The organism is Escherichia sp. WS1118 (assembly GCF_046487695.1).
Taxonomy (GTDB): domain Bacteria; phylum Pseudomonadota; class Gammaproteobacteria; order Enterobacterales; family Enterobacteriaceae; genus Escherichia; species Escherichia coli.
In genome coordinates, this window is sequence record NZ_JBJQIZ010000009.1 from 65,652 (window position 1) to 91,027 (window position 25,376).

General features: G+C 51.7%; 26 protein-coding genes and 1 pseudogene. 11 read left to right on the plus strand and 16 right to left on the minus strand.

Translation table 11 applies throughout. From position 1 onward, the window contains the following. Positions 1 to 10 precede the first annotated feature (10 nt). Genes ACJHYO_RS16130 through xapA form a run of 3 tightly spaced genes read right to left on the minus strand, consistent with a single transcriptional unit; the run spans position 11 to position 2,372 of the window. Positions 11 to 169, minus strand: coding sequence for a DUF1427 family protein (locus tag ACJHYO_RS16130; RefSeq protein WP_000651752.1), 159 nt, complete (start codon positions 167 to 169; stop codon positions 11 to 13). A gap of 52 nt (positions 170 to 221) precedes the next feature. Beyond that, positions 222 to 1,478, minus strand: a complete 1,257-nt coding sequence (gene xapB, locus ACJHYO_RS16135) for a xanthosine/proton symporter XapB (protein WP_085455461.1) — start codon at positions 1,476 to 1,478, stop codon at positions 222 to 224. Between the two features lie 60 nt (positions 1,479 to 1,538). After that, entirely contained in the window at positions 1,539 to 2,372 is an 834-nt protein-coding gene (gene xapA, locus ACJHYO_RS16140) for a xanthosine phosphorylase (RefSeq protein WP_000283878.1), read from the minus strand. A gap of 247 nt (positions 2,373 to 2,619) precedes the next feature. On the opposite strand from xapA, the gene ACJHYO_RS16145 reads away from it, so the two are divergent. Then, entirely contained in the window at positions 2,620 to 3,384 is a 765-nt protein-coding gene (locus ACJHYO_RS16145; RefSeq protein WP_000716367.1) for an outer membrane protein OmpK, read from the plus strand. 38 nt (positions 3,385 to 3,422) lie between these two features. Here ACJHYO_RS16145 and ACJHYO_RS16150 read toward each other — a convergent pair whose 3' ends face one another. Further along, complete coding sequence (locus ACJHYO_RS16150) at positions 3,423 to 4,349, minus strand: LysR family transcriptional regulator (protein WP_001109796.1); 927 nt, start codon at positions 4,347 to 4,349, stop codon at positions 3,423 to 3,425. An 89-nt stretch (positions 4,350 to 4,438) separates the two neighbouring features. On the opposite strand from ACJHYO_RS16150, the gene ACJHYO_RS16155 reads away from it, so the two are divergent. Further along, complete coding sequence (locus tag ACJHYO_RS16155; RefSeq protein ID WP_000765604.1) at positions 4,439 to 5,437, plus strand: bile acid:sodium symporter family protein; 999 nt, start codon at positions 4,439 to 4,441, stop codon at positions 5,435 to 5,437. Here the strand turns inward: ACJHYO_RS16155 and ACJHYO_RS16160 are convergent. The 3 genes from ACJHYO_RS16160 to zipA form a co-directional block, all read right to left on the minus strand. Next, a complete protein-coding gene (locus ACJHYO_RS16160; protein WP_000410198.1) occupies positions 5,434 to 5,652 on the minus strand; it encodes a DUF3820 family protein in 219 nt (72 codons plus the stop codon). The two genes, ACJHYO_RS16155 and ACJHYO_RS16160, sit on opposite strands and share 4 nt — an antisense overlap. Position 5,653: 1 nt before the next feature. Continuing rightward, positions 5,654 to 7,669 (minus strand): NAD-dependent DNA ligase LigA, encoded by a 2,016-nt coding sequence (gene ligA / locus ACJHYO_RS16165; protein ID WP_000443690.1) that lies wholly within the window; start codon positions 7,667 to 7,669, stop codon positions 5,654 to 5,656. 70 nt (positions 7,670 to 7,739) lie between these two features. Further along, positions 7,740 to 8,738 carry a cell division protein ZipA gene (gene zipA, locus ACJHYO_RS16170; RefSeq protein ID WP_001350313.1) on the minus strand — a complete coding sequence of 333 codons (999 nt, stop codon included), beginning with the start codon at positions 8,736 to 8,738 and terminating at the stop codon, positions 7,740 to 7,742. A 229-nt stretch (positions 8,739 to 8,967) separates the two neighbouring features. Here zipA and cysZ point away from each other — a divergent pair, with 229 nt between their 5' ends. The 5 genes from cysZ (at position 8,968) to crr (ending at position 13,848) form a co-directional block, all read left to right on the plus strand. After that, the gene (gene cysZ, locus ACJHYO_RS16175; RefSeq protein WP_000254826.1) at positions 8,968 to 9,729 is read left to right on the plus strand and encodes a sulfate transporter CysZ; all 762 of its coding nucleotides are present in this window, start codon (positions 8,968 to 8,970) and stop codon (positions 9,727 to 9,729) included. A 184-nt stretch (positions 9,730 to 9,913) separates the two neighbouring features. Next, positions 9,914 to 10,885 (plus strand): cysteine synthase A, encoded by a 972-nt coding sequence (cysK, locus tag ACJHYO_RS16180; RefSeq protein ID WP_000034402.1) that lies wholly within the window; start codon positions 9,914 to 9,916, stop codon positions 10,883 to 10,885. A gap of 383 nt (positions 10,886 to 11,268) precedes the next feature. Beyond that, complete coding sequence (gene ptsH / locus ACJHYO_RS16185; RefSeq protein ID WP_000487600.1) at positions 11,269 to 11,526, plus strand: phosphocarrier protein Hpr; 258 nt, start codon at positions 11,269 to 11,271, stop codon at positions 11,524 to 11,526. Positions 11,527 to 11,570: 44 nt separating this feature from the next. Then, positions 11,571 to 13,298: a phosphoenolpyruvate-protein phosphotransferase PtsI gene (ptsI, locus tag ACJHYO_RS16190; protein WP_000623136.1), complete on the plus strand. Its 1,728-nt coding sequence runs from the start codon at positions 11,571 to 11,573 to the stop codon at positions 13,296 to 13,298. Positions 13,299 to 13,338: 40 nt separating this feature from the next. Then, complete coding sequence (gene crr / locus ACJHYO_RS16195; protein ID WP_000522247.1) at positions 13,339 to 13,848, plus strand: PTS glucose transporter subunit IIA; 510 nt, start codon at positions 13,339 to 13,341, stop codon at positions 13,846 to 13,848. Between the two features lie 42 nt (positions 13,849 to 13,890). Here crr and pdxK read toward each other — a convergent pair whose 3' ends face one another. After that, on the minus strand, positions 13,891 to 14,742 hold the full coding sequence (pdxK, locus tag ACJHYO_RS16200; RefSeq protein WP_000096640.1) for a pyridoxine/pyridoxal/pyridoxamine kinase: 852 nt from the start codon (positions 14,740 to 14,742) through the stop codon (positions 13,891 to 13,893). A 104-nt stretch (positions 14,743 to 14,846) separates the two neighbouring features. Between pdxK and ACJHYO_RS16205 the strand changes: the two genes are divergently transcribed. Continuing rightward, positions 14,847 to 15,215: a YfeK family protein gene (locus tag ACJHYO_RS16205; protein ID WP_000719965.1), complete on the plus strand. Its 369-nt coding sequence runs from the start codon at positions 14,847 to 14,849 to the stop codon at positions 15,213 to 15,215. 2 nt (positions 15,216 to 15,217) lie between these two features. Here the strand turns inward: ACJHYO_RS16205 and cysM are convergent, their stop codons facing one another. The 6 genes from cysM to ucpA all read right to left on the minus strand — a co-directional run bounded on the left by cysM (position 15,218) and on the right by ucpA (position 21,024). Further along, positions 15,218 to 16,129 (minus strand): cysteine synthase B, encoded by a 912-nt coding sequence (gene cysM, locus ACJHYO_RS16210; RefSeq protein WP_000105467.1) that lies wholly within the window; start codon positions 16,127 to 16,129, stop codon positions 15,218 to 15,220. Positions 16,130 to 16,263: 134 nt separating this feature from the next. Next, the gene (cysA, locus tag ACJHYO_RS16215; protein WP_000021034.1) at positions 16,264 to 17,361 is read right to left on the minus strand and encodes a sulfate/thiosulfate ABC transporter ATP-binding protein CysA; all 1,098 of its coding nucleotides are present in this window, start codon (positions 17,359 to 17,361) and stop codon (positions 16,264 to 16,266) included. Then, positions 17,351 to 18,226 (minus strand): sulfate/thiosulfate ABC transporter permease CysW, encoded by an 876-nt coding sequence (gene cysW, locus ACJHYO_RS16220; protein ID WP_000852686.1) that lies wholly within the window; start codon positions 18,224 to 18,226, stop codon positions 17,351 to 17,353. Before cysW ends, cysA begins: the two co-directional genes overlap by 11 nt. Continuing rightward, the gene (cysT, locus tag ACJHYO_RS16225; RefSeq protein ID WP_000458408.1) at positions 18,226 to 19,059 is read right to left on the minus strand and encodes a sulfate/thiosulfate ABC transporter permease CysT; all 834 of its coding nucleotides are present in this window, start codon (positions 19,057 to 19,059) and stop codon (positions 18,226 to 18,228) included. The genes cysW and cysT overlap by 1 nt, the downstream gene beginning before the upstream one ends. Further along, entirely contained in the window at positions 19,059 to 20,075 is a 1,017-nt protein-coding gene (gene cysP / locus ACJHYO_RS16230; RefSeq protein WP_000290260.1) for a thiosulfate/sulfate ABC transporter substrate-binding protein CysP, read from the minus strand. Before cysP ends, cysT begins: the two co-directional genes overlap by 1 nt. Before the next feature lie 157 nt (positions 20,076 to 20,232). Next, a complete protein-coding gene (gene ucpA / locus ACJHYO_RS16235; RefSeq protein ID WP_000517443.1) occupies positions 20,233 to 21,024 on the minus strand; it encodes an SDR family oxidoreductase UcpA in 792 nt (263 codons plus the stop codon). 279 nt (positions 21,025 to 21,303) lie between these two features. On the opposite strand from ucpA, the gene murQ reads away from it, so the two are divergent. From murQ to ACJHYO_RS16250, 3 genes and pseudogenes are all read left to right on the plus strand, one after another. Next, complete coding sequence (gene murQ, locus ACJHYO_RS16240) at positions 21,304 to 22,200, plus strand: N-acetylmuramic acid 6-phosphate etherase (RefSeq protein ID WP_001175632.1); 897 nt, start codon at positions 21,304 to 21,306, stop codon at positions 22,198 to 22,200. A gap of 3 nt (positions 22,201 to 22,203) precedes the next feature. Next, on the plus strand, positions 22,204 to 23,628 hold the full coding sequence (gene murP, locus ACJHYO_RS16245) for a PTS N-acetylmuramic acid transporter subunit IIBC (RefSeq protein WP_001040463.1): 1,425 nt from the start codon (positions 22,204 to 22,206) through the stop codon (positions 23,626 to 23,628). 2 nt (positions 23,629 to 23,630) lie between these two features. Then, positions 23,631 to 23,717: pseudogene (locus tag ACJHYO_RS16250) on the plus strand (hypothetical protein); the annotation flags it as partial. An 88-nt stretch (positions 23,718 to 23,805) separates the two neighbouring features. Here the strand turns inward: ACJHYO_RS16250 and yfeX are convergent. Together yfeX and ACJHYO_RS16260 are read right to left on the minus strand one after the other, a co-directional pair. After that, positions 23,806 to 24,705 carry a porphyrinogen peroxidase gene (gene yfeX, locus ACJHYO_RS16255; RefSeq protein ID WP_000084590.1) on the minus strand — a complete coding sequence of 300 codons (900 nt, stop codon included), beginning with the start codon at positions 24,703 to 24,705 and terminating at the stop codon, positions 23,806 to 23,808. 95 nt (positions 24,706 to 24,800) lie between these two features. Beyond that, a complete protein-coding gene (locus tag ACJHYO_RS16260) occupies positions 24,801 to 25,376 on the minus strand; it encodes an RpoE-regulated lipoprotein (protein WP_000838948.1) in 576 nt (191 codons plus the stop codon).

Sequence of the window (25,376 nt, forward strand, 5' to 3'; positions counted from 1 at the left end):
TATTAAATTATCATGGCATAAAGTATTTCACCACCAGATATCCGACATACATAAACACGATGGATAATATACCCGGCAATACATTTGGAACAGGAATAGGTAATCGCACGATTGTAAACAAAGCACCAATGCCAAAACCAACGCCAGAAGAAAATAAAATATCTTTCACTAATTAACCTTTATCATAAAAGCAGCCCCAAGGAACAGAGCTGCGAATCCTTTTAATGTATAACTGAACGATGCGTTATCTTTTCAGGGTCATGGTTATATTTAAACCCAAAGAAAAATATCACTGCGAGGAAAAGAGCATACCCTGCAAACATCAGCCAAATGGTATGCCAATCTTTTACGCCATCCACCGAGAAGTAATCCACTGCCATACCGCTCAGAATCGAGCCAACCCATGCGCCGACGCCATTTACCATCGTCATAAAAAGGCCCTGGGCGCTGGCACGAATGCTGGAATCAACTTCCTGTTCGACAAAGACCGAACCAGAAATATTGAAGAAATCGAATGCACAACCGTAAACAATCATCGACAGCAACAGCAAAATAAACCCGGTTGGTGATGGATCGCCATAGGCAAAGAAGCCAAAGCGCAGCGTCCACGCCACCATACTCATCAGCATGACGGTTTTAATACCGAAACGCTTCAAAAAGAACGGTATCGTCAGAATGAAACCGACTTCAGCCATCTGTGAAACTGACAGTAAAATGGACGGGTATTTCACCACGAAGCTATCAGCAAACTCAGGATTACGGGCGAAATCATGCAGGAATGGGTTGCCAAAAACGTTGGTAATTTGCAGCACCGCGCCCAGCATCATGGCGAAGAGGAAAAAGATAGCCATGCGTGGATTTTTAAACAGCACGAAGGCATCCAGACCCAGCTTGCTGGCAAGCGATGTAGTCGCTTTTTTCTCCGCAACCGGAATCTTCGGCAAAGTCAACGCATAAGCCGACAGCAGCAATGACGCACCGGACGCGATATACAGTTGCAGACTACTCAATTCCAGATGCAGCAGGCTTACTGCCCACATGGCGACAATGAACCCCACCGTACCAAAAACGCGAATGGGCGGGAAAGCGGTCACCGGGTCAAGCCCTGCCTGGGCAAGACAGGAATAAGAGACGCTGTTCGATAACGCAATAGTCGGCATAAACGCCATCGCATTGACTAACATCACCCAAAACATCATATCCGGATCAGTTACGGATGCCGCATAAAAAAGTACGCCCGCACACACCAGGTGACACAGCATGTATGCACGTTCCGCACGCAGCCATTTATCCGCGATAATCCCCATAATGCCAGGCATAATAATCGCAGCAATCCCTTTGGAGCTATAGACCATACCGACATTTGCGCCGGTAAAATGAAGGGTATTAATCATGTAAGAACCGAGGGTAACCAGCCAGCTCCCCCAGATAAAATATTGCAAAAAGGACATTACCTTTAAGCGCAAAGCGATGCTCATAATCGTTTCCTTGTCGCATCATATGGCCTCACTCAGTGAGGCCGTTTATTGTTGTTTTACTCAGGCAATTTTGCGCAGAAAGCCGCAAATAAGATTAATAAAGTTTTGCTTTGAGAGTTCCGCTGCTGCCAGCGTTTGGGCATGAGAAAGCTTCACGTCACTCAGACCTTCCGCCATGTTGGTAATCGCAGAGACCGCAACGACTTTAAGTTCGCAATGGCGAGCTGAAATAACCTCAGGCACCACAGACATACCAACAACATCCCCACCAATAATTTGCATCATGCGAATTTCCGCCGCAGTCTCGAAATTCGGCCCCGGATATGAGACGAACACGCCCTCCGTCAGAGGGAACCCCTCTTCTTTCGCCACTTTTTGTAACAGTGCGCGGTATTCCGCATCGTAGGCATTCGCCAGCGAGAAGAAGCGCTCACCAAAACGTTCATCATTAAGACCCACCATCGGCGTTCCCGGCATGGTGTTGATGTGATCTTTCAATGCGACCAGACTGCCGGCCCCCACTTCAGGGCGCAGTGAGCCAGCCGCATTGGTGCAGAACAGCAACTCGCAGCCCAGCAACTTAAAGGTACGGATTGCATCCGTCATGATGGTCATCCCACGACCTTCGTAGAAATGTCCGCGACCTTTCATACACGCCACTGGCACCCCCTGGAGATAACCCAGCACCAGCTCACCCGCATGACCGTGTACGGTACTTACCGGGAACCCAGGCAGCTTTTCGTAGGAAATTGCGACCGCGTTCTCAATCTGATCGGCCAGCGCGCCCAGCCCGGAACCTAAAATAAAGGCCACTCGTGGCGTGAAATCAGGTTTATAAGTCTTGATAATATCTACGCAATACAGTGGGTTATGAGAAAACTGAGCCTGATACATATATATCCTTTTTTTGTAGGGTGGAATCTAACGCCTTTTTATAACGAGATTGCCCTACCTCATACCAATACACTTTTTTCATGTATCCGATAGTTATTCGATATCGATATATTTATATTTTTTCACTATTAATAGGCTGAAAAAACTGTATTGGTACTCTCCTTTCCCTTGCATTAACAATATGCCGCTTTTAATCAACCTTTTATTAAGCAATCAACTAATAACGATCGGCATAGGGAATTATGCTATGAAAAAACATCTTTTTACTCTGACACTCTCTTCTGTATTGGCGATACCAGCAGTATCCCATGCAGAATTTAAAGGCGGTTTTGCTGATATAGGTATTCATTATCTTGACTGGACTAGCAGAACCACTGAGAAATCGTCGACCAAATCACACAAAGATGATTTTGGATATCTGGAACTGGAAGGCGGCGCTAACTTTAGTTGGGGAGAAATGTACGGGTTCTTCGACTGGGAAAACTTTTATAATGATCGTCATGATAAACCGGGTAGCGAGCAGCGTTATACATTTAAAAATACCAACCGTATTTACCTGGGTGACACCGGATTTAATCTCTACTTGCATGCGTATGGCACCTACGGTTCTGCGAATCGTGTGAATTTCCATGACGATATGTTCCTTTACGGGATCGGCTACAATTTCACCGGCAGCGGTTGGTGGTTCAAACCGTTCTTTGCAAAACGCTATACAGACCAAACCTATTATACCGGCGATAACGGTTATGTCGCCGGTTGGGTTGCAGGTTACAGCTTTATGCTGGGCAGTGAGAAATTCACCCTCACCAACTGGAACGAGTACGAGTTTGATCGTGATGCCACCTACGCGGCAGGTAATGGCGGCAAAGAAGGTCTGAACGGTGCCGTCGCACTTTGGTGGAATGCAACTTCACACATCACCACAGGGATTCAGTATCGTTATGCGGATGACAAACTGGGCGAAGATTTTTACCAGGATGCGATAATCTACTCCATCAAATTTAATTTCTGATTGATTACTGCCGGAGCTCCCGGCAGTATGAATTCACTCTATATCTGATACAACGGATCCCCTTCCCGCCCAGCCATTAGCGCATTGCCCTGGTCTCGTACTACGTCCCATAACGCTTGTGCGGCGGTGGAAAGTGAACGGTTCTTCCTGCGCACCAGCATCAACTGGCGTTCAACCACTGGCGTAATGCGCTTTACCACCAGTGGGCTACCTTCAGGCAATGGTAGCGCCAGTGCGGGAAGAATACTGATGCCGATGCCTGCGGCTACCATCGGGAACAGCGTCGCCGGATGACCAATCTCCTGCACAATATTCGCCTGAATACCGTTGCGCGCCAGCGCTGCGTCAATCAGCGGTCGGCTGCCTGACGCGTAATCCTGCAACACCAATTTCGCTCCCTGTAATGCCTGCCAGGGGACATAATCTTCCACGGCCAAAGCGCTATCGCGATGGCAAAGCAGAAAGAAAGGCTCGGAAAGAATCGCTTCACATTGCAGATCGCCCACTGGGCCTGGATCGATGACGATGCCAAAATCGACATCTCCCTGGCGAATACTTTCCATCACCCACTGCTGCGGACGATCGTGCAGGACAAACTGAATATCTGGATAGCGGCGATGGCTTTCAGCAATGCATTGCGGAATAAGATGCGCGGAAATGGTCTGGCTGGCAGCGACCCGAACTTTTCCGCTCAGTTGTTGCCCCATACGCCCGGTATCGCGCAACGTGCTGTTAAGTTCATCCAGCAGTCGCTCAAGACGCAAAGCCAACTGCTGCCCTGCATCTGTAAGCACCACTTCACGCGTGGTTCTGTCCAGCAGGCGAACACCAGTATGATTTTCCAGCTCCTTCACACTGTGACTCACTGCCGACTGGCTCAGGCCGATACGCTCTCCTGCACGACTAAAACTTTTCTCCTGCGCTACTGTGACGAAAACCTTTAATTGCTTTAAAGAATAATTCATCTGTTTTTTTCATGAATGGATGCAATAAATCAATTTTATTTCTCAAACTGGAAGAAGCACAATAGAACCATCGATCATCTGGAGTCTTTATGAAACTTTTTCGTATCCTCGATCCTTTCACCTTAACCCTGATCACGGTGGTGTTGCTGGCATCTTTCTTTCCGGCCAGAGGCGATTTCGTCCCCTTCTTTGAAAATCTGACCACTGCAGCGATTGCTCTGCTGTTCTTTATGCACGGCGCGAAGTTGTCGCGTGAGGCAATTATTGCTGGCGGTGGTCACTGGCGACTGCATTTGTGGGTAATGTGCAGCACCTTCGTGCTGTTTCCGATTCTGGGCGTGCTGTTTGCCTGGTGGAAACCGGTAAATGTCGACCCGATGCTCTACTCCGGTTTTCTCTACTTGTGCATTCTCCCCGCGACCGTGCAGTCTGCAATCGCCTTCACGTCAATGGCGGGCGGTAACGTCGCGGCGGCGGTTTGTTCTGCGTCAGCATCCAGCCTGCTGGGGATTTTCCTTTCACCATTGCTGGTTGGTCTGGTGATGAATGTTCACGGTGCAGGGGGCAGCCTTGAGCAGGTCGGTAAAATTATGCTGCAACTGTTGCTGCCATTTGTGTTGGGGCATCTTTCCCGGCCGTGGATTGGTGACTGGGTGTCGCGTAATAAAAAATGGATTGCGAAAACTGACCAGACGTCCATTCTGTTGGTGGTTTATACGGCATTCAGCGAAGCCGTCGTTAACGGTATCTGGCACAAAGTTGGCTGGGGATCATTGCTGTTTATCGTGGTGGTCAGTTGCGTTCTTCTGGCTATCGTGATTGTAGTTAACGTCTTTATGGCACGCCGACTGGGCTTCAATAAGGCAGATGAAATTACTATCGTCTTTTGTGGTTCGAAAAAGAGTCTGGCAAATGGCATCCCGATGGCAAACATTCTGTTCCCCACATCGGTGATCGGTATGATGGTGCTGCCCCTGATGATTTTCCATCAGATCCAATTGATGGTCTGTGCGGTGCTGGCGCGTCGATACAAACGCCAGACCGAACAGTTACAGGCGCAGCAGGAAAGCAGCGCCGATAAAGCTTAAAGCGGACGCTTCAGGGGCTGGACCAGTTGCGTCAGCCCCTCGTTTTTAATCAGCAGCGTGATTTGCATTAGCTCACCGAGCTTCCCTGCAGGGAACTCATCTTTGCGGGCAAACCACAGCAGATACTCCTCCGGCAGGTCGATTAAGCGACGCCCTTTGTACTTGCCAAACGGCATTATCGTATTGGCTATTTCAATCAGCTGCTCTTTTTCCATCTCAGCTACCCAGCAAACGCAGCATTTCCGTTTCGTCGATGACTTCAATGCCCAGTTCCTGCGCCTTCGCCAGTTTAGATCCTGCAGCTTCACCCGCTATCACCAGATCGGTTTTCTTCGACACGCTGCCCGCGACTTTCGCCCCCAGTTCGACCAGTCGAGCTTTAGCGTCATCACGCGACATCTGGCTTAAGCTGCCCGTAAGCACCACGGTTTTACCAGCAAACGGACTGTCAATCTCTTCCGCATTGATAACGATCGGCTCAGGCCAGTGAACACCTTCCGCCAACAGCTCGCTGATGACATTGCGGTTGCTTTCTTCGGCAAAGAAGTTGTGAACGTGGGAGGCAACGACAATTCCAACATCAGGCACCTTTTGCAGCTCTTCAATCGACGCGGCTTCCAGCGCTTCCAGCGTGCCGAAATATGCCGCCAGACCTGCTGCGGTAGCCTCGCCGACTTCACGGATGCCAAGTGCATAGAGGAAGCGGGCAAAGGTGGTTTCTTTCGCTTTTTCCAGCGCGTTAACCACGTTTTGTGCCGATTTCGGCCCCATACGCTCCAGTCCGGTCAGTTTGCCTGCGGTGAGTTTGAACAGATCCGCCGGAGTGTGGACATATTCTTTTTCAACCAGTTGATCGATGATTTTGTCGCCCATTCCGTCAACATCCATCGCACGGCGGGAAACAAAGTGTTTCAGAGACTCTTTACGCTGCGCACCGCAAATCAGGCCACCGGTACAGCGGGCAACCGCTTCACCTTCCACACGCTCGACGTCAGAACCACATACCGGACAATGCGTCGGGAATACAACCTCACGGGTATCTTCCGGGCGTTCAGAAAGCACGACGTTAACCACCTGCGGGATCACATCGCCTGCGCGGCGAATCACCACTTTATCGCCAATGCGTAAACCAAGACGTTCGATTTCGTCAGCATTATGCAGTGTAGCGTTACTCACCAACACGCCAGCAACATGGACAGGTTCCAGACGCGCAACAGGCGTAATCGCGCCAGTACGCCCAACCTGAAACTCGACGTCACGCACAAAGGTCATCTGTTCCTGCGCCGGGAATTTAAACGCTACCGCCCAGCGCGGGGCACGCGCGACAAAGCCAAGCTGCTCCTGCTGTGCCAGTGAGTTGACCTTAATCACCACGCCGTCGATATCAAAGCCCAGCGTCGGACGGTCTTCTTCTACTTTGTGGTAGAACGCCAGCACTTCTTCCGCCGATTCACAAAGCGTTACCCGATCGCTGACCGGCAAACCCCACTTTTTAAATTGCAGTAAACGGCCAAGATGAGTATCCGGCAGCTCGCCACCTTCCAGAACACCGACGCCGTAGCAGAAGAAAGTGAGCGGTCGCTTCGCTGTAATACGCGGATCAAGCTGACGCAGTGAACCAGCTGCCGCATTACGTGGGTTAGCAAACACTTTCCCGCCCGTGCGTCGCGCATCTTCGTTAATCTTTTCGAACCCCGCCTGCGGCAGGAACACTTCACCACGCACTTCCAGACGCGCCGGGATATTCTCTCCGTGTAGCTTCAGCGGAATGGCGCGAATAGTACGCACATTAGACGTAATATCTTCCCCGGTGGTGCCATCGCCACGCGTCGCGGCACTGACTAAAACGCCATTTTCATACAGAATACTGACGGCAAGACCATCCAGCTTCAGCTCACAGCACCAGGTGACTTTCTCGTTGCTTTTCAGACGGTCCTGCACACGTTTGTTGAAAGCAAGAAAGCTTTCTTCATCAAAAACGTTATCCAGCGACAGCATTGGCACTTCATGGCGGATCTGGCTGAAAGCCGCCAGCGGCGCTGCACCTACACGTTGGGTAGGCGAATCAGGCGTAATCAGTTCTGGATGTTTGGTTTCCAGCTCGCGCAGTTCGCGCATCAGCCTGTCGTATTCAGCGTCGGGAATTTCCGGCGCATCCATCACATGATAAAGATATTCATGATGGCGAAGCGTCGTTCGCAGTTCTGTCAGTTGTTGTTCGATTGATTCCATATCGCACCATCAATGCTAAAAACCCCCGACAAGCGGGGGTTCGAAGAGGAGTTAATTTGCCTTAAGTGTATCAGGCGTTGGCGTCTTTGACTTCGCGGATGATGTCCTGGTACTCGCGCAATTTCTGCGGAGTCATCATACGGCGCTGATCGTCAAGCACTACACCGCCCACTTCATCGGCAATATGCTGCGCAGATTGCAGCATCAGCTTAAAGTTCTGCAGCTCGTCACCGTAAGACGGTACCTGCATAAAGATAGTGACACCCGGAGTAGTGAAATCCTTCATTTCAGGATCAAAGGTTCCCGGTTTCACCATATTCGCCAGGCTGAATAACGCCGGGCCGCTGCCATCCGGGCTAAGATGACGATGGTAAATGTTCATATCGCCAAAAATGAAGCCCGCTTGTTGAATGCTGTTAAGAAGCAGTTCACCGTTTAACTCGCTACCGTGATGCGCCGCGACGTTCATGATAATCACCGCCTCTTTGCGCTTCGGTTTATCCGTAACTGGAGCCGGTTCCGCTACAGGCTCAGGCTGTGGTGCCGCTACGGGTTCTGCAGGCTGGAAAGCCTGTTGTGCCGGTTGCGGTGCTGAATGCACTGGCTGCGGCGCTGACGCGACCTGTGGCGAAACAGGCTGCTGCAACGGCTGTTCAGGCTGCGGCTGATAGGCAGGCTGCTGCACAGGTTGCTGCACCGGCTGCGTTGGACGCGGAGCATGTTGCGGCGGTACCTGCGCTTCAGGCGGCTGCTGGACCGGTTGACGCGGCTGCGCAGACGCATAAGGCGGTTGGTACTGGTGTTGCGGCGACGGACGAGCAGCCTCATGCTCCTGGGCGTTAGCCGGGGCATGATTCACGCGGTGAACACGAACCTCACCAACGCCCTCATCATCTTCGACATCCTCGTCATAAGAATCGTCGTCACGTTTTGACTTCATTCGTTTTAATGGCCGATCGCGGAACATAGAAGATCGTTCTTTACGGCTGGTCCAGAAACCATGTACCAGTAAAGCGATTATGGCGATCGCGCCAACAATGATTAATATCAGACGCAAATCCTGCATCATTATATTCTCTGTTGTTCTAACACCTTGCCACCACGGCAAACATTTACTCACTAAGAGTATTTGCCGATTACCTCAAGTGCAAGTGCACTATTAACTTTCACAGCACAAAGATAGATGAAATCGTGCTTTTTGCTGTTTTTTCGAACATATCCTAACTGTCCATTGCGCAATTACCCGGTAAAATACGCAGAATTTTCCTGGGATTGGTCAAAAGGAGCTCATCCTGATTATGGTTTCATCATTCACATCTGCCCCACGCAGCGGTTTTTACTATTTTGCGCAAGGCTGGAAGCTCGTCTTGCAACCTGGGATTCGGCGTTTCGTTATTTTACCGCTGCTGGTCAATATTTTGTTGATGGGGGGCGCATTCTGGTGGCTCTTTACGCAACTCGATGTCTGGATCCCGACGCTCATGAGTTATGTTCCGGACTGGTTACAATGGCTGAGCTATCTGTTGTGGCCCCTGGCTGTCATCTCTGTGCTGTTAGTGTTTGGCTATTTCTTCTCAACGATTGCTAACTGGATTGCTGCTCCGTTCAACGGTTTATTGGCTGAACAACTGGAAGCACGATTGACTGGCGCTACACCGCCAGATACCGGAATTTTCGGTATCATGAAAGATGTGCCGCGAATCATGAAACGCGAATGGCAAAAATTTGCCTGGTATCTGCCGCGCGCAATTGTATTGCTAATTCTTTACTTCATCCCTGGTATTGGGCAAACCGTCGCGCCGGTACTGTGGTTCCTGTTTAGCGCCTGGATGTTAGCCATCCAGTATTGCGATTACCCCTTCGATAACCACAAAGTGCCGTTTAAAGAGATGCGCACCGCCCTGCGCACACGCAAAATCACCAATATGCAGTTTGGTGCTTTAACCAGCCTGTTTACGATGATCCCGTTGCTTAATCTGTTCATCATGCCCGTTGCCGTTTGTGGCGCGACGGCGATGTGGGTCGATTGCTATCGCGATAAGCACGCGATGTGGCGGTAACAATCTACCGGTTATTTTGTAAAGCGCTTGTGTGAAACAGGGGTGGCTTATGCCGCCCCTTATTCCATCTTGCATGTCATTATTTCCCTTCTGCATATAGATATGCTAAATCCTTACTTCCGCATATTCTCTGAGCGGGTATGCTACCTGTTGTATCCCAATTTCATACAGTTAAGGACAGGCCATGAGTAAGATTTTTGAAGATAACTCGCTGACTATCGGTCACACGCCGCTGGTTCGCCTGAATCGCATCGGTAACGGACGCATTCTGGCGAAGGTGGAATCTCGTAACCCCAGCTTCAGCGTTAAGTGCCGTATCGGTGCTAACATGATTTGGGATGCCGAAAAGCGCGGCGTGCTGAAACCAGGCGTTGAACTGGTTGAACCAACCAGCGGTAATACCGGGATTGCACTGGCCTATGTAGCTGCCGCTCGCGGTTACAAACTTACCCTGACCATGCCAGAAACCATGAGTATTGAACGCCGCAAGCTGCTGAAAGCGTTAGGTGCAAACCTGGTGCTGACCGAAGGTGCTAAAGGCATGAAAGGCGCAATCCAAAAAGCAGAAGAAATTGTCGCCAGCAATCCAGAGAAATACCTGCTGCTGCAACAATTCAGCAATCCGGCAAACCCTGAAATTCATGAAAAAACCACCGGTCCGGAGATCTGGGAAGATACCGACGGTCAGGTTGATGTATTTATTGCTGGCGTTGGGACTGGCGGTACGCTGACTGGCGTCAGCCGCTACATTAAAGGCACCAAAGGCAAGACCGATCTTATCTCTGTCGCCGTTGAGCCAACCGATTCTCCAGTTATCGCCCAGGCGCTGGCAGGTGAAGAGATTAAACCTGGTCCGCATAAAATTCAGGGTATTGGCGCTGGTTTTATCCCGGCTAACCTTGATCTCAAGCTGGTCGACAAAGTCATTGGCATCACCAATGAAGAAGCCATTTCTACCGCACGTCGTCTGATGGAAGAAGAAGGCATTCTTGCTGGTATCTCTTCTGGAGCAGCTGTTGCTGCGGCGTTGAAACTACAAGAAGATGAAAGCTTTACCAATAAGAATATTGTGGTTATTCTGCCGTCATCGGGTGAGCGTTATTTAAGCACTGCATTGTTTGCCGATCTTTTCACTGAGAAAGAACTGCAACAGTAATGCCAGCTTGTAAAAAATGCGTAAAAAAGCACCTTTTTAGGTGCTTTTTTGTGGCCTGCTTCAAACTTTCGCCCCTCCTGGCATTGATTCAGCCTGTCGGAACTGGTATTTAACCAGACTAATTATTTTGATGCGCGAAATTAATCGTTACAGGAAAAGCCAAAGCTGAATCGATTTTATGATTTGGTTCAATTCTTCCTTTAGCGGCATAATGTTTAATGACGTACGAAACGTCAGCGGTCAACACCCGCCAGCAATGGACTGTATTACGCTCTTCGTGCGTCGCGTCTGTTAAAAACTGGCGCTAACAATACAGGCTAAAGTCGAACCGCCAGGCTAGACTTTAGTTCCACAACACTAAACCTATAAGTTGGGGAAATACAATGTTCCAGCAAGAAGTTACCATTACCGCTCCGAACGGTCTGCACACCCGCCCTGCTGCCCAGTTTGTAAAAGAAGCTAAGGGCTTCACTTCTGAAATTACTGTGACTTCCAACGGCAAAAGCGCCAGCGCGAAAAGCCTGTTTAAACTGCAGACTCTGGGCCTGACTCAAGGTACCGTTGTGACTATCTCCGCAGAAGGCGAAGACGAGCAGAAAGCGGTTGAACATCTGGTTAAACTGATGGCGGAACTCGAGTAATTTCCCGGGTTCTTTTAAAAATCAGTCACAAGTAAGGTAGGGTTATGATTTCAGGCATTTTAGCATCCCCGGGTATCGCTTTCGGTAAAGCTCTGCTTCTGAAAGAAGACGAAATTGTCATTGACCGGAAAAAAATTTCTGCCGACCAGGTTGATCAGGAAGTTGAACGTTTTCTGAGCGGTCGTGCCAAGGCATCAGCCCAGCTGGAAACGATCAAAACGAAAGCTGGTGAAACGTTCGGTGAAGAAAAAGAAGCCATCTTTGAAGGGCATATTATGCTGCTCGAAGATGAGGAGCTGGAGCAGGAAATCATAGCCCTGATTAAAGATAAGCACATGACAGCTGACGCAGCTGCTCATGAAGTTATCGAAGGTCAGGCTTCTGCCCTGGAAGAGCTGGATGATGAATACCTGAAAGAACGTGCGGCTGACGTACGTGATATCGGTAAGCGCCTGCTGCGCAACATCCTGGGCCTGAAGATTATCGACCTGAGCGCCATTCAGGATGAAGTCATTCTGGTTGCCGCTGACCTGACGCCGTCCGAAACCGCACAGCTGAACCTGAAGAAGGTGCTGGGTTTCATCACCGACGCGGGTGGCCGTACTTCCCACACCTCTATCATGGCGCGTTCTCTGGAACTGCCTGCTATCGTGGGTACCGGTAGCGTCACCTCTCAGGTGAAAAATGACGACTATCTGATTCTGGATGCCGTAAATAATCAGGTTTACGTCAATCCAACCAACGAAGTTATTGATAAAATGCGCGCTGTTCAGGAGCAAGTGGCTTCTGAAAAAGCAGAGCTTGCTAAACTGAAAGATCTGCCAGCTATTACGCTGGACGGTCACCAGGTAGAAGTGTGCGCTAACATTGGTACGGTTCGTGACGTTGAAGGTGCAGAGCGTAACGGCGCTGAAGGCGTTGGTCTGTATCGTACTGAGTTCCTGTTCATGGACCGCGACGCGCTGCCCACTGAAGAAGAACAGTTTGCTGCTTACAAAGCAGTGGCTGAAGCGTGTGGCTCTCAGGCGGTTATCGTTCGTACCATGGACATCGGCGGCGACAAAGAGCTGCCATACATGAACTTCCCGAAAGAAGAGAACCCGTTCCTCGGCTGGCGCGCTATCCGTATCGCGATGGATCGTAAAGAGATCCTGCGCGATCAGCTCCGCGCTATCCTGCGTGCCTCTGCTTTCGGTAAATTGCGCATCATGTTCCCGATGATCATCTCTGTTGAAGAAGTGCGTGCACTGCGCAAAGAGATCGAAATCTACAAACAGGAACTGCGCGACGAAGGTAAAGCGTTTGACGAGTCAATTGAAATCGGCGTAATGGTGGAAACACCGGCTGCCGCAACAATTGCACGTCATTTAGCCAAAGAAGTTGATTTCTTTAGTATCGGCACCAATGATTTAACGCAGTACACTCTGGCAGTTGACCGTGGTAATGATATGATTTCACACCTTTACCAGCCAATGTCACCGTCCGTGCTGAACTTGATCAAGCAAGTTATTGATGCTTCTCATGCTGAAGGCAAATGGACTGGCATGTGTGGTGAGCTTGCTGGCGATGAACGTGCTACACTTCTGTTGCTGGGGATGGGTCTGGACGAATTCTCTATGAGCGCCATTTCTATCCCGCGCATTAAGAAGATTATCCGTAACACGAACTTCGAAGATGCGAAGGTGTTAGCAGAGCAGGCTCTTGCTCAACCGACAACGGACGAGTTAATGACGCTGGTTAACAAGTTCATTGAAGAAAAAACAATCTGCTAATCCACGAGATGCGGCCCAATTTACTGCTTAGGAGAAGATCATGGGTTTGTTCGATAAACTGAAATCTCTGGTTTCCGACGACAAGAAGGATACCGGAACTATTGAGATCATTGCTCCGCTCTCTGGCGAGATCGTCAATATCGAAGACGTGCCGGATGTCGTTTTTGCGGAAAAAATCGTTGGTGATGGCATTGCTATCAAACCAACGGGTAACAAAATGGTCGCGCCTGTAGACGGCACCATTGGTAAAATCTTTGAAACCAACCATGCGTTCTCTATCGAATCTGATAGCGGCGTTGAGCTGTTCGTCCACTTCGGTATCGACACCGTTGAACTGAAAGGCGAAGGCTTCAAGCGTATTGCTGAAGAAGGTCAGCGCGTGAAAGTTGGTGATACTGTCATTGAATTTGATCTGCCGCTGCTGGAAGAGAAAGCCAAGTCAACCCTGACTCCGGTTGTTATCTCCAACATGGACGAAATCAAAGAACTGATCAAACTGTCCGGTAGCGTAACCGTGGGTGAAACCCCGGTTATCCGCATCAAGAAGTAATTCTTGCTGCAGTGAAAAATGGCGCCCATCGGCGCCATTTTTTTATGCTTCAGCCAGAGGCGGCAAAATCAATTCATCGCTCTCATGCTGCTGGGTATAGCGCATCACTTCCAGTACGCGCAACCCCGCGCGGTGTACCGCATCGGTTAACGCCTTCCCTTTCAGCAAACCACTGATAAGCTGAGCACAAAACAGGTCGCCAGTCCCTTTCAGGTCAGTTTTAACCCGGGAATGGGAAATGACATTCACGCTGTCGGCACTGACCACCACCACCTGCATCTCCTGATTTTCTTCATTGCCGGAGGCGCTGGTAATCACCACCCACTTTAATGTGTCTGAAAGCAGACTTTTTGCGGCAGCAATGGCACTGTCGAGATCGCGGCAATCTTTACCGGTCAGGATTTCCAGCTCAAAGATATTGGGGGTAATTCCCTGTGCCAGCGGCAGTAAATATTGTCGATACGCTTCGGGAAGGTCAGGTTTGACATAAATTCCGCTATCAATATCGCCAATCACCGGATCGACCATGATCAATAGGTCAGGATGGTCTTTGCGTAGCGCAGTCAGCCACTCGGCAAGGATTTTGATTTGCGATGCCGTTCCCATATAGCCCGTGGTTACAGCACGAAGTTGGCGCAGCGCATCACGCTCCTGAAGCGCACGCAAATAACCGCTAAACCATTCATCCGGAATCGCACCACCGTAGAAAGTGTCATAATGCGGCGTATTGCTCAGCAATACCGTCGGCACGGCAAAGACATTCAGGCCGTTCTGTTTGATAGCAGGCACCGCAATGCTGTTGCCTACGCTGCCGTACACTACCTGCGACTGCACGGCAACGATATCCGCCTGCAGTGCCCTGCTCTTATCGTTAAACAACAACAAACTACTCATTTAATTTTTTCTCCTTGCCGATGATCCTCATCGTATTCCAGCCGAAACTTTACCTGATTCTGGCAGTCAAATCGGCTATTACAAAACAAGGATAAGGTAATTCAGTGAAGAAAATCATTTGTCTGGTCGTTACGCTGCTAATGACACTCCCCGCTTATGCGAAGTTAACGGCCCATGAAGAAGCCCGTATCAACGCCATGCTGGAGGGATTAGCACAGAAAAAGGATTTGATATTTGTGCGCAACGGTGATGAACATACCTGCGATGAAGCGGTTTCTCATCTGCGCCTGAAGCTGGGCAATACCCGTAATCGCATTGATACAGCCGAGCAGTTTATTGACAAGGTGGCCTCGTCGTCATCGATTACCGGGAAGCCGTATATCGTGAAGATGCCCGGTAAGAGCGATGAGAACGCACAGCCTTTTTTACATGCGTTAATTGCGCAGACGGATAAAACGGTGCCTGCGCAATAATCTTAAATCCCCGCCCCCTGGCTAAAATGCTCTTCCCCAAACACCCCGGTAGAAAGGTAGCGATCGCCACGATCGCAGATGATCGCCACCACCACCGCGCCAGGGTTAGCTTTTGCCACCCGCAGTGCTCCGGCAACCGCGCCGCCGGAGCTTACGCCGCAGAAAATCCCTTCCCGCACTGCCAGTTCGCGCATGGTGTTTTCCGCATCGCGCTGATGAATATCCAGCACCTCATCCACCAGAGAAGCATTGAAAATCCCCGGCAGATATTCCGCAGGCCAGCGGCGAATGCCGGGAATACTGCTGCCTTCTTCCGGCTGCAGGCCAACAATGGTCACCGGTTTGGATTGTTCGCGCATAAAGCGTGACACGCCGGTGATAGTGCCGGTTGTTCCCATGCTGGAGACAAAATGGGTAATACGCCCGCCAGTTTGCTGCCAGATTTCTGGCCCGGTAGTGGTGTAATGGGCGTAAGGGTTATCGGGATTATTGAACTGATCGAGCAACTTTCCTTCGCCGCGATTCGCCATTTCAAGCGCCAGATCGCGTGCGCCTTCCATGCCCTGTTCTTTGGTGACCAGAATCAGTTCTGCACCGTAGGCACGCATCGCCGCACGGCGTTCCTGGCTCATGTTGTCGGGCATCAGCAATTTCATGCGATAGCCTTTAAGCGCCGCAATCATTGCCAGCGCAATGCCGGTGTTACCACTGGTGGCTTCGATCAGCACATCACCCGGTTTAATCTCGCCGCGCTTTTCCGCCTCGACAATCATCGAAAGCGCCGCACGGTCTTTTACCGATCCCGCCGGGTTATTGCCTTCCAGTTTTAACCACACTTCACTGCCGTTATCCGGCGCCATTCGCTGCAACTTCACCAGAGGCGTATTGCCTATTGTTTGTTCTAATGTACTCACGATCTCTGTCCATACGTGGTGTTGCCTGATGCGACGCTTACGCGTCTTATCAGACCTACAGGTTACAAAACCTTGCCATTAAAAAGCCCGGATCGCGGGAAGCGCCTCCGGGCGTTTAACATTCACTCAACCTATCAGGCGCTTTGTGCGAGAGCAAGTTCCTCATCGCGGGTTTCAATACGCTCATCGCCGTTATACAGCCGCGCATGTTGCAGACCAACGTATAAACGATCGCCACGCTGCGGGGCATCGTCGCCATGCATCACGACCGTCAGCGGTTCGTTGTACCACCCCAGCGGCTGCACCACTAATTGGGTGTAGTGACCTTTCGGGCTGGCTTCCAGTACCTGTACGGGTAGCGGCGAATCGAGGCTGGTACGGCGGCTGATATCCACTTCCCACGGGCGCAGGAAGAGATCCACCGGCCCCTGATACGCGGGGGTGTATCCCAGCGGCCAGCGATGTGCGCCAACGTGGAACTGCCCGCCGCGAATGGTTCCCTGCAGGCGGTTTACCTCGCCCATAAACTCCAGCACAAAACGAGTCGCCGGTTCACGCCATACCTGATCCGGTGCGTCAGCTTGTTCAATATTGCCCTGACTCATCACCACTACACGATCGGCTACTTCGGTCGCCTCTTCCTGGTCGTGGGTCACGAACACGCTGGTGAATTTCAGTTCTTCATGCAGTTGACGCAGCCAGCGACGCAGCTCTTTACGCACCTGCGCATCCAGCGCGCCAAACGGTTCATCAAGCAGCAAAATTTGCGGTTCCACAGCCAGCGCGCGTGCAAGCGCCACACGCTGTTTCTGGCCGCCGGAAAGCTGCGCCGGATAACGATCCGCCAGATGCGCGAGCTGCACCATCTCCAGCAATTTTGTCACTTTCGCTTTGATCGCCGCCGCATTCGGGCGTTCACGCCGTGGCAACACCGTCAGGCCAAAAGCGATATTGTCAAACACCGTCATATGGCGAAACAGCGCGTAATGCTGGAACACGAAACCGACTTTACGGTCCCGCGCGTGCAGACGGCTCACGTCGGTACCGTGAAAGCGAATATGCCCGCTGGTTTGATGCTCCAGCCCGGCAATAATGCGCAGCAGCGTGGTTTTTCCGGAACCGGACGGCCCCAGCAACGCGACCATCTGACCAGAAGGAATATCCAGTGAGATATCGTTCAGCACCTGGGTGCGACCAAACGACTTCTTAATATTGGCAATCTCAATGCTCATGATGTTCCTCCTGCTGCGCGCGTTTTTCCTGGTTCTCCAGGCGCCACTGCAACATACTCTTTAAAAACAGGGTGATAATCGCCATCAGCGTCAACAGCGCCGCGGCGGTAAAGGAGCCAACGGTGTTGTAGTCCTGCTCCAGCAATTCAATCTGTAACGGCAGCGAAAGTGTTTCGCCGCGAATCGAGCCAGAAACCACCGACACCGCGCCAAACTCGCCAATCGCGCGGGCGTTGGTCAGCACCACGCCGTAAAGCAGCGCCCAGCGGATGTTCGGCAGCGTGACGCGACGGAACATCTGCCAGCCGGACGCGCCCAGCAAAATCGCCGCTTCGTCTTCCTGGCTGCCCTGACTTAACATTACCGGTACCAGTTCGCGCACCACAAACGGACACGTCACGAAGATGGTGACCAGCACCATACCCGGCCAGGAGAACATAATTTGCAGATTATGTTCATCCAGCCAGCCGCCCAGCGGGCCGTTAGAGCCGTAGAACAGCAGATACACCAGACCAGCAACCACCGGCGACACGGCAAACGGAATGTCCAGCAGCGTCAGCAATAGCTGGCGTCCGGGGAAGTTAAAGCGCGTCACCAGCCAGGCCAGCAGAATACCGAACACCAGGTTTACCGGTACGGCAATCAGCGCGATCATCACCGTCAGCCAGATGGCGTGCAGCATGTCCGGATCGGCCAGATTTTGTAACACCGGCATCAGTCCTTTGCTGAACGCCTGTACGAAGATATAAATCATCGGTACCAGCAGGATGAACGCCGATACCAGCATCCCGATGCCAATCAGAAACCATTTGCCCCAGTTAATCGGGCGCGCGTCATAACGCTTCAATTGTGTCACTTCCGCCATTAATGACCTACCACACGCCGACCAAAGCGACTTTGCAGAGTGTTAATTGAGAACAGCAACAGCAGCGATGCCGCGAGGATCACCGAGGCAATCGCGCTCGCCGCCGGGTAATCAAACTCCTGTAAGCGAACAAAGATCATCAGCGACGTCACTTCTGTTTTCCAGGCGATATTCCCGGCGATAAAAATCACCGCGCCAAACTCACCGAGGCTGCGGGTAAATGACAGCGCCACACCCGCCACCAGCGCCGGAGATAGTTCCGGCAGCACCACTTTGCGAAAACTCTGCCAGCGTGTTGCGCCGAGCGTTTCTGCCGCCTCTTCATATTCCGGGCCTAACTCTTCCAGCACCGGCTGCACGGTGCGCACCACAAACGGAATGCTGGTAAAGGCCATCGCCACCGCAATCCCCAGCCAGGTATAGGTGACTTTGATATCAAACTTCGCCAGCCATTCACCGTAAAAACCGTTCACGGAAAAGAGCGAGGCCAGCGTTAAACCGGCGACTGCCGTTGGCAGCGCAAAGGGTAAATCCATCAGCGCATCAAGCAGCGTGCGACCCGGAAAGCGATAGCGGGTTAAGATCCACGCCATCAGCAGACCGAAAACGCCGTTAAAAATCGATGCCACAAACGCCGACAGCAGCGTCACTTTATAGGCTGCGACCACCTGCGGGTTGGTGATCACCTCCCAGTACTGCGCCCAGCTCATCTGGGCCAGTTGCATCACCAGCGCGGAGAGCGGCAGCAGCAAAATCAGGCACACAAACAGCAGACTGGTGCCGAGGCTTAAGGTAAAGCCCGGCAGCACGCGTCTTGAAGAAACGGCAAACATTACTTACGCCCCGCCGCTAACAGCTTGTCTAACTCGCCGCCGCTGGTGAAGTGGGTTTTCATCACTTCCGGCCAGGAGCCAAATTTGTCTTCCACGCGGAACAGCTCGGTCTGCGGGAATTTATCTTTCAGTTTGTCCATGACTTCCGGGTTATTTACGCGGTAGTAATAGTCGGTGATGATGGTTTGCGCCTGCGGGCTGTAGAGCCAGTTCAGGTAGGCTTTTGCCGCTTTTTCCGTGCCGTTGGCCTGCACATTTTTATCGACCCACGCCACCGGGAATTCCGCCAGAATGTTGGTTTTCGGAATCACCACTTCAAAGCCCTGCGCTTCATACTGTTTACGGATGTTGTTCACTTCCGACTCGAAGCTGATCAGCACATCGCCCAGGCCGCGCTCGGCAAAAGTGGTGGTCGCGCCACGACCGCCAGTATCGAACACTTCAACGTTTTTCAGGAACTGGGTCATAAACTGTTCGGTTTTGGCTTTATCACCACCGTCGGCTTTGTCCGCTGCGCCCCATGCCGCAAGGTAGGTATAACGCGCGTTACCCGACGTTTTCGGGTTCGGGAAAATCAGCTTCACGTCAGAGCGTACCAGGTCGTTCCAGTCGTGGATATTCTTCGGGTTGCCCTTACGCACCAGGAAGCCCATGGTGGAGTAGAACGGCGAGCTATTATTCGGCAGGCGCGACTGCCAGTCCGCTGGGATCAGCTTGCCTTTATCGTGCAGGATTTGTACGTCGGTCACCTGGTTATAAGTGACAACGTCGGCTTTTAAACCCTGCAAAATTGCCAGCGCCTGTTTTGATGATCCGGCATGAGATTGTTTAATCGTCAGTTTGTCGCCACCGTTATCTTTTGCCCATTGTTGCTCAAACGGCGGGTTCAGGGCGGCAAACAGCTCGCGGGAGACGTCATAAGAACTGTTCAGCAGTTCCGTTGCCTGTACATGGCCCGCCAGTAGCAGAGAAGCAACCAGCACGAGTGAGTTCTTTTTCAGTAAGTTAACGGCCATTGCGCACCCTTATAAATTTAATGACTTTCTAATAGCCATCATATTTATAACGGACGTGAAAGGAGTAACGGTTTTATATACCGTTTGGTGATTTGGAAGTTGAAAAGGGAATAAGACGAAATCCTCCCCACAAATGCAGGGAGGAAACAGAGGTGAATCAGATGCCGACGCTAACCGTCTCCGGCAGTGTGCTGCCGCCATCAATCACATTCTGTGTACCGGTTAAATAGCTGGATTCATCCGATGCGAGGAAGGCCGCCAGTTCGCCGACTTCCAGCGGATCGGCGAGGCGACGCATCGGGATTGCTTTCGCCATTTCAGTCAGCACCGATTCTGGATCTTCCGGGTTCGACTGGCGGGCAATGCTTTCCGCCATTGGCGTGCGAACGTATCCAGGGCAGATGGCGTTAACGCGAATACCAGACTGCGCGTACTCCACCGCCAGCGATTTAGTCAGGCCAACAATCGCCGCTTTCGTTAAGGCGTACGCCGTTTCGCCCGGGTCTGCCACCATATCGCCAGTGACTGAAGACATCATCACAATCCGGCCATCTTTGCGGGCAATCATCTCCGGCAGCACCGCCTTCGTGACGTTCCATACGCCTTTTATATTGATATCAATATGGAAATCGCGATCTTCATCGCTCATATCAAGGAAACTGCCCAGACGACAAACGCCTGCGTTATTCACCAGAATATCAATGCGCCCTTCTTTTTCCTTAGCGCGCTTAATAGCTGCGGCTACCGACGCCGGGTCACGCACATCGGCGACAACCGCCGTACAGCGATGACCACGGCCACACAGTTCGTCCGCCAGCTTTTCGATCTCAGGGGAGATATCCAGCAAGATTAGGTTTGCGCCATGACGCGCAAAAGTTCTGGCAATTCCTTCGCCAATTCCCTGCAATGCGCCCGTAATCAGTGCTGTCTTGCCCGTGAGTTTACCCATTTTAATGCTCTCCTTGTTAATACAGAGCGTTACACTCCATTCCCTCTGAAAATACAGGATAAACAAAATATTGCTGCGGATCAGCTCACTAATTCAGGAAAATCTCAATTTAGTCGCTGCTTTATGCAGCACCTCAAGCGTTACGTCAGCGCGCAATCATTTTCAGTGACATCACATGAGTAATATTCGGACTTAATGATTCCTTTGTGTCTATCAAATCGGGATATATGATCCCATTTATCTGCAATTATTTGATCGCAAATATTAAGGTCACCACCGATGCAACTTGAAAAGATGATTACCGAAGGCTCGAACGCCGCCTCGGCTGAAATTGACCGCGTATCAACGCTGGAAATGTGCCGGATTATCAACGATGAAGATAAAACCGTACCACTCGCCGTTGAGCGCGTACTGCCGGATATCGCCGCGGCGATCGATGTTATCCACACCCAGGTAAGCGGCGGCGGCCGTCTGATTTATCTCGGTGCGGGAACATCCGGTCGTCTGGGGATTCTGGATGCCAGCGAATGTCCGCCGACCTACGGCGTGAAACCGGGCCTGGTAGTTGGTTTGATTGCTGGCGGCGAATATGCCATTCAGCACGCGGTGGAAGGCGCAGAAGATAGCCGGGAAGGTGGTGTTAATGATCTGAAAAATATTAATTTAACCGCGCAGGATGTGGTGGTTGGTATTGCGGCCAGCGGACGCACGCCTTATGTGATTGCCGGGCTGGAATACGCGCGCCAACTCGGCTGCCGTACAGTGGGCATTTCCTGTAATCCGGGGAGTGCCGTTTCATCCACCGCAGAGTTTGCTATTACGCCGGTAGTTGGTGCCGAAGTTGTTACCGGTTCTTCGCGAATGAAAGCAGGCACGGCGCAGAAACTGGTGCTCAACATGCTCTCCACCGGGCTGATGATTAAATCCGGCAAAGTGTTCGGCAACCTGATGGTCGATGTGGTCGCCACCAACGAAAAACTGCATGTGCGCCAGGTCAATATCGTCAAAAACGCTACCGGATGTAATGCCGAACAAGCGGAAGCGGCGTTAATTGCTTGCGAGCGCAACTGTAAAACGGCCATTGTGATGGTACTGAAAAATCTCGATGCCGATGAAGCTAAAAAATGCCTGGATCAACACGGCGGTTTTATTCGCAAGGCTCTGGAAAAGGAATAACCCATGGCTAAAGAGATCAGCAGTGAACTTCTGAACACCATTCTTACCCGGGTCGGCGGACCGGGAAATATCGCCAGTTGTGGTAACTGTATGACGCGCCTGCGTCTGGGTGTACATGACAGTTCATTGGTTGATCCCGATATCAAAACGCTGGAAGGCGTGAAGGGCGTCATTTTGACCAGCGATCAGGTGCAGGTGGTTTTTGGGCCAGGCAAAGCGCATCGTGCCGCAAAAGCCATGAGCGAGCTGCTGGGCGAGGCACCGGTACAGGATGCCGCAGAAATCGCCGCCCAGAATAAACGCCAGTTAAAAGCCAGACAAACTTCCGGCGTGCAACAATTTCTCGCCAAATTCGCCACCATCTTCACGCCGCTGATCCCCGGTTTTATTGCCGCCGGTCTGCTGCTGGGGATAGCGACGTTAATTGCCACGGTGATGCACGTTACGGCAGATGCTCAGGGCACGCTACCCGATGCGCTGAATTTTATGAAGGTGTTCAGCAAAGGCCTGTTCACCTTCCTGGTAATTCTGGTGGGCTATAACGCGGCCCAGGCATTTGGTGGCACGGGCGTAAATGGCGCAATTATCGCTGCGCTCTTTTTGCTTGGTTATAACCCAACTGCAACCACGGGTTACTACGCCGGATTTCACGATTTCTTTGGTCTGCCCATCGATCCGCGCGGCAATATTATCGGCGTGTTGATCGCCGCGTGGGCCTGCGCCCGCATCGAAGGCATGGTGCGCCGCTTTATGCCCGACGATCTCGACATGCTGCTGACCTCGTTAATCACCCTGCTGATCACCGCTACGCTTGCGTACCTGATCATTATGCCGCTGGGCGGCTGGCTGTTTGAAGGCATGTCGTGGCTGTTTATGCACCTGAACAGTAATCCGCTCGGTTGTGCGGTTTTAGCCGGGCTGTTCCTGATCGCCGTGGTATTTGGCGTGCATCAGGGCTTTATTCCTGTTTATCTGGCGTTAATGGACAGCCAGGGATTCAACAGCTTATTTCCCATCCTTTCAATGGCAGGCGCAGGCCAGGTGGGCGCGGCGCTGGCGCTCTACTGGCGGGCGCAACCGCACAGTGCATTACGCAGTCAGGTCCGCGGGGCGATTATTCCCGGTCTGCTTGGCGTTGGCGAACCGCTGATTTACGGTGTCACCCTGCCCCGCATGAAACCGTTTGTTACCGCCTGTTTAGGCGGCGCGGCGGGCGGTTTGTTTATCGGCCTGATAGCCTGGTGGGGTCTGCCGATGGGCTTAAACAGCGCCTTCGGGCCGTCTGGTCTGGTGGCGCTGCCGCTGATGACTTCCGCGCAAGGCATCCTTCCGGCAATGGCGGTTTACGCTGGCGGTATTCTGGTGGCATGGGTTAGTGGGTTTATTTTCACCACACTCTTTGGCTGCCGTAACGTCAATCTGGACTGATTATGAAACGGACAATGCTCTATCTTTCTCTGCTGGCTATTAGCTGTAGCGTCAGCGCCGCAAAATACCCTGTTCTGACAGAAAGTAGTTGATCAAGTGTATGAGGCGTTAAAGCAGTAATAAAAAGGCCAGTCAGTTGTGTTACTGGCTGGCCTTTAATCAATGAATCAGAAACGCTTACAGCGCCATCAGCTTGTCCAGCGACGGTGCGAAGTAATAGCCGCCAGTGACCGGTTTGGTGAAACGCAACATCGCATCACGCTTACCATCAGTATCGCCAAACATGCTCAGCAGTTGCTGCTCAATGTTATGCAGACGCGCGCAGTAGGCGCAGAAGTACAGACCGTGAGTGCCACTGGCGGTGCCGTACGGCAGGCTCTGACGAACAATCTTCAGCCCTTTGCCATCTTCTTTCAGATCAACGCGGGTCAGGTGAGAGGTTTCCGGACGTTCGTCGCCGTCAATCTCTTCGTTGGCCTCTTTGGTGCGCCCGATCATCATCTCTTGATCGTGAACGCTCATCCGATTGAGCTGTTTCAGGTTGTGCTCCCAACGCTGCACAAACACATAGCTGCCGCCCGCATCCACGCCGTCTTTGATAACAGCCACTTCGCGGCGCGTCTCTTCACCCGCCGGGTTTTCTGTACCGTCAACAAAGCCGCTCAGGTCACGCTCTTCAACCCAACGGAAGCCGTGGATCTCTTCTTTCACTTCAATGCAGTCACCAAAGGCTTCCATCGCCGCCTGAGCGACAGAGAAGTTCACGTCGTGACGCAGAGAAAGAATGTGGATCAACACATCGAACTGGGTCGTCGGTGCAAGACCTTTACCGTAGCCCGGAAAATCTTTCAGCTCTTCGGCCCCAACGCCGCCGCTCAGAGCGCGCCAGGTATTGTTACCAAAGGCAACCACCGCACCAAGATGCGCGTCCGGGAATTTCGCTTCAAAAGTTGCCAGTTTGTCGGCAAATGTTTTACTGGCCGCACGCAGGGCGTCAACTTCCCCTTTCACGTTGGCTTCGATCCAAATCGCCGCGCGGCAATGTTCTGGCAAAATGCCACTCTGAACCTGAGACATTGTTCCTCCTGAAAATAATAATGCCACGCAATCCGTGGCATTGTTGGGCGCTATTTTACGTGTTTTTTCGCGGCGGCGGTTTGTTCAGACGCAAATTAACGCCGCCAGATAATTTTACTGACTTTCCAGTTTTTCAGGGTATCGTCCGAAGGCATTAACCCTTCAGGACCACTCCATTCCCCGCTGAACTGGTAGCTAATATGTTGACTGCCTTCGGCTTTACATTCGACGGCACGATTATCATCACTGTCGGCCTTTTGGCAATTGCCAAATGCTTTGCTGTAAAGGTCACTAAACGGTGTACCGATTTTAACACCGGTGTCAGCAGGAATATCGCTATCCAGCACATCAATGCGGCTGATCGTGCCTTGATCACCGTTAATCACCATCGCCACGTTGTCGCCTTTCATCACTTCAAAAAAGCGCACCACGTTGCCGTTCGCGGTTTTCATTCCGCTGCGCAGGCGATAATCGCCATCAAGCGCATCAGCAATGGCTTGTTCTTGCAGTGGTGTGGACGCCGTTAATTCACCCACGCCCTGCTCGCTCACTTTGGTGGATGATCCAAACCAGTTCCACGGGTTAGCGGCCGACCAGTTAACTGACGACATCGTGGAACAGCCGGTCAGCATCAACGGCATAGCGCATAACATTAAACGCAGCGATTTCAT

Coding starts and splice junctions, on each gene's coding strand:
- xapB (WP_085455461.1), bottom strand. CDS start 1,478: ATGAGCATCGCTTTGCGCTTAAAGGTAATGTCCTTTTTGCAATATTTT.
- xapA (WP_000283878.1), bottom strand. CDS start 2,372: ATGTATCAGGCTCAGTTTTCTCATAACCCACTGTATTGCGTAGATATT.
- ACJHYO_RS16145 (WP_000716367.1), top strand. CDS start 2,620: ATGAAAAAACATCTTTTTACTCTGACACTCTCTTCTGTATTGGCGATA.
- ACJHYO_RS16150 (WP_001109796.1), bottom strand. CDS start 4,349: ATGAATTATTCTTTAAAGCAATTAAAGGTTTTCGTCACAGTAGCGCAG.
- ACJHYO_RS16155 (WP_000765604.1), top strand. CDS start 4,439: ATGAAACTTTTTCGTATCCTCGATCCTTTCACCTTAACCCTGATCACG.
- ACJHYO_RS16160 (WP_000410198.1), bottom strand. CDS start 5,652: ATGGAAAAAGAGCAGCTGATTGAAATAGCCAATACGATAATGCCGTTT.
- ligA (WP_000443690.1), bottom strand. CDS start 7,669: ATGGAATCAATCGAACAACAACTGACAGAACTGCGAACGACGCTTCGC.
- zipA (WP_001350313.1), bottom strand. CDS start 8,738: ATGATGCAGGATTTGCGTCTGATATTAATCATTGTTGGCGCGATCGCC.
- cysZ (WP_000254826.1), top strand. CDS start 8,968: ATGGTTTCATCATTCACATCTGCCCCACGCAGCGGTTTTTACTATTTT.
- cysK (WP_000034402.1), top strand. CDS start 9,914: ATGAGTAAGATTTTTGAAGATAACTCGCTGACTATCGGTCACACGCCG.
- ptsH (WP_000487600.1), top strand. CDS start 11,269: ATGTTCCAGCAAGAAGTTACCATTACCGCTCCGAACGGTCTGCACACC.
- ptsI (WP_000623136.1), top strand. CDS start 11,571: ATGATTTCAGGCATTTTAGCATCCCCGGGTATCGCTTTCGGTAAAGCT.
- crr (WP_000522247.1), top strand. CDS start 13,339: ATGGGTTTGTTCGATAAACTGAAATCTCTGGTTTCCGACGACAAGAAG.
- pdxK (WP_000096640.1), bottom strand. CDS start 14,742: ATGAGTAGTTTGTTGTTGTTTAACGATAAGAGCAGGGCACTGCAGGCG.
- cysA (WP_000021034.1), bottom strand. CDS start 17,361: ATGAGCATTGAGATTGCCAATATTAAGAAGTCGTTTGGTCGCACCCAG.
- cysW (WP_000852686.1), bottom strand. CDS start 18,226: ATGGCGGAAGTGACACAATTGAAGCGTTATGACGCGCGCCCGATTAAC.
- cysT (WP_000458408.1), bottom strand. CDS start 19,059: ATGTTTGCCGTTTCTTCAAGACGCGTGCTGCCGGGCTTTACCTTAAGC.
- cysP (WP_000290260.1), bottom strand. CDS start 20,075: ATGGCCGTTAACTTACTGAAAAAGAACTCACTCGTGCTGGTTGCTTCT.
- ucpA (WP_000517443.1), bottom strand. CDS start 21,024: ATGGGTAAACTCACGGGCAAGACAGCACTGATTACGGGCGCATTGCAG.
- murQ (WP_001175632.1), top strand. CDS start 21,304: ATGCAACTTGAAAAGATGATTACCGAAGGCTCGAACGCCGCCTCGGCT.
- murP (WP_001040463.1), top strand. CDS start 22,204: ATGGCTAAAGAGATCAGCAGTGAACTTCTGAACACCATTCTTACCCGG.
- yfeX (WP_000084590.1), bottom strand. CDS start 24,705: ATGTCTCAGGTTCAGAGTGGCATTTTGCCAGAACATTGCCGCGCGGCG.
- ACJHYO_RS16260 (WP_000838948.1), bottom strand. CDS start 25,376: ATGAAATCGCTGCGTTTAATGTTATGCGCTATGCCGTTGATGCTGACC.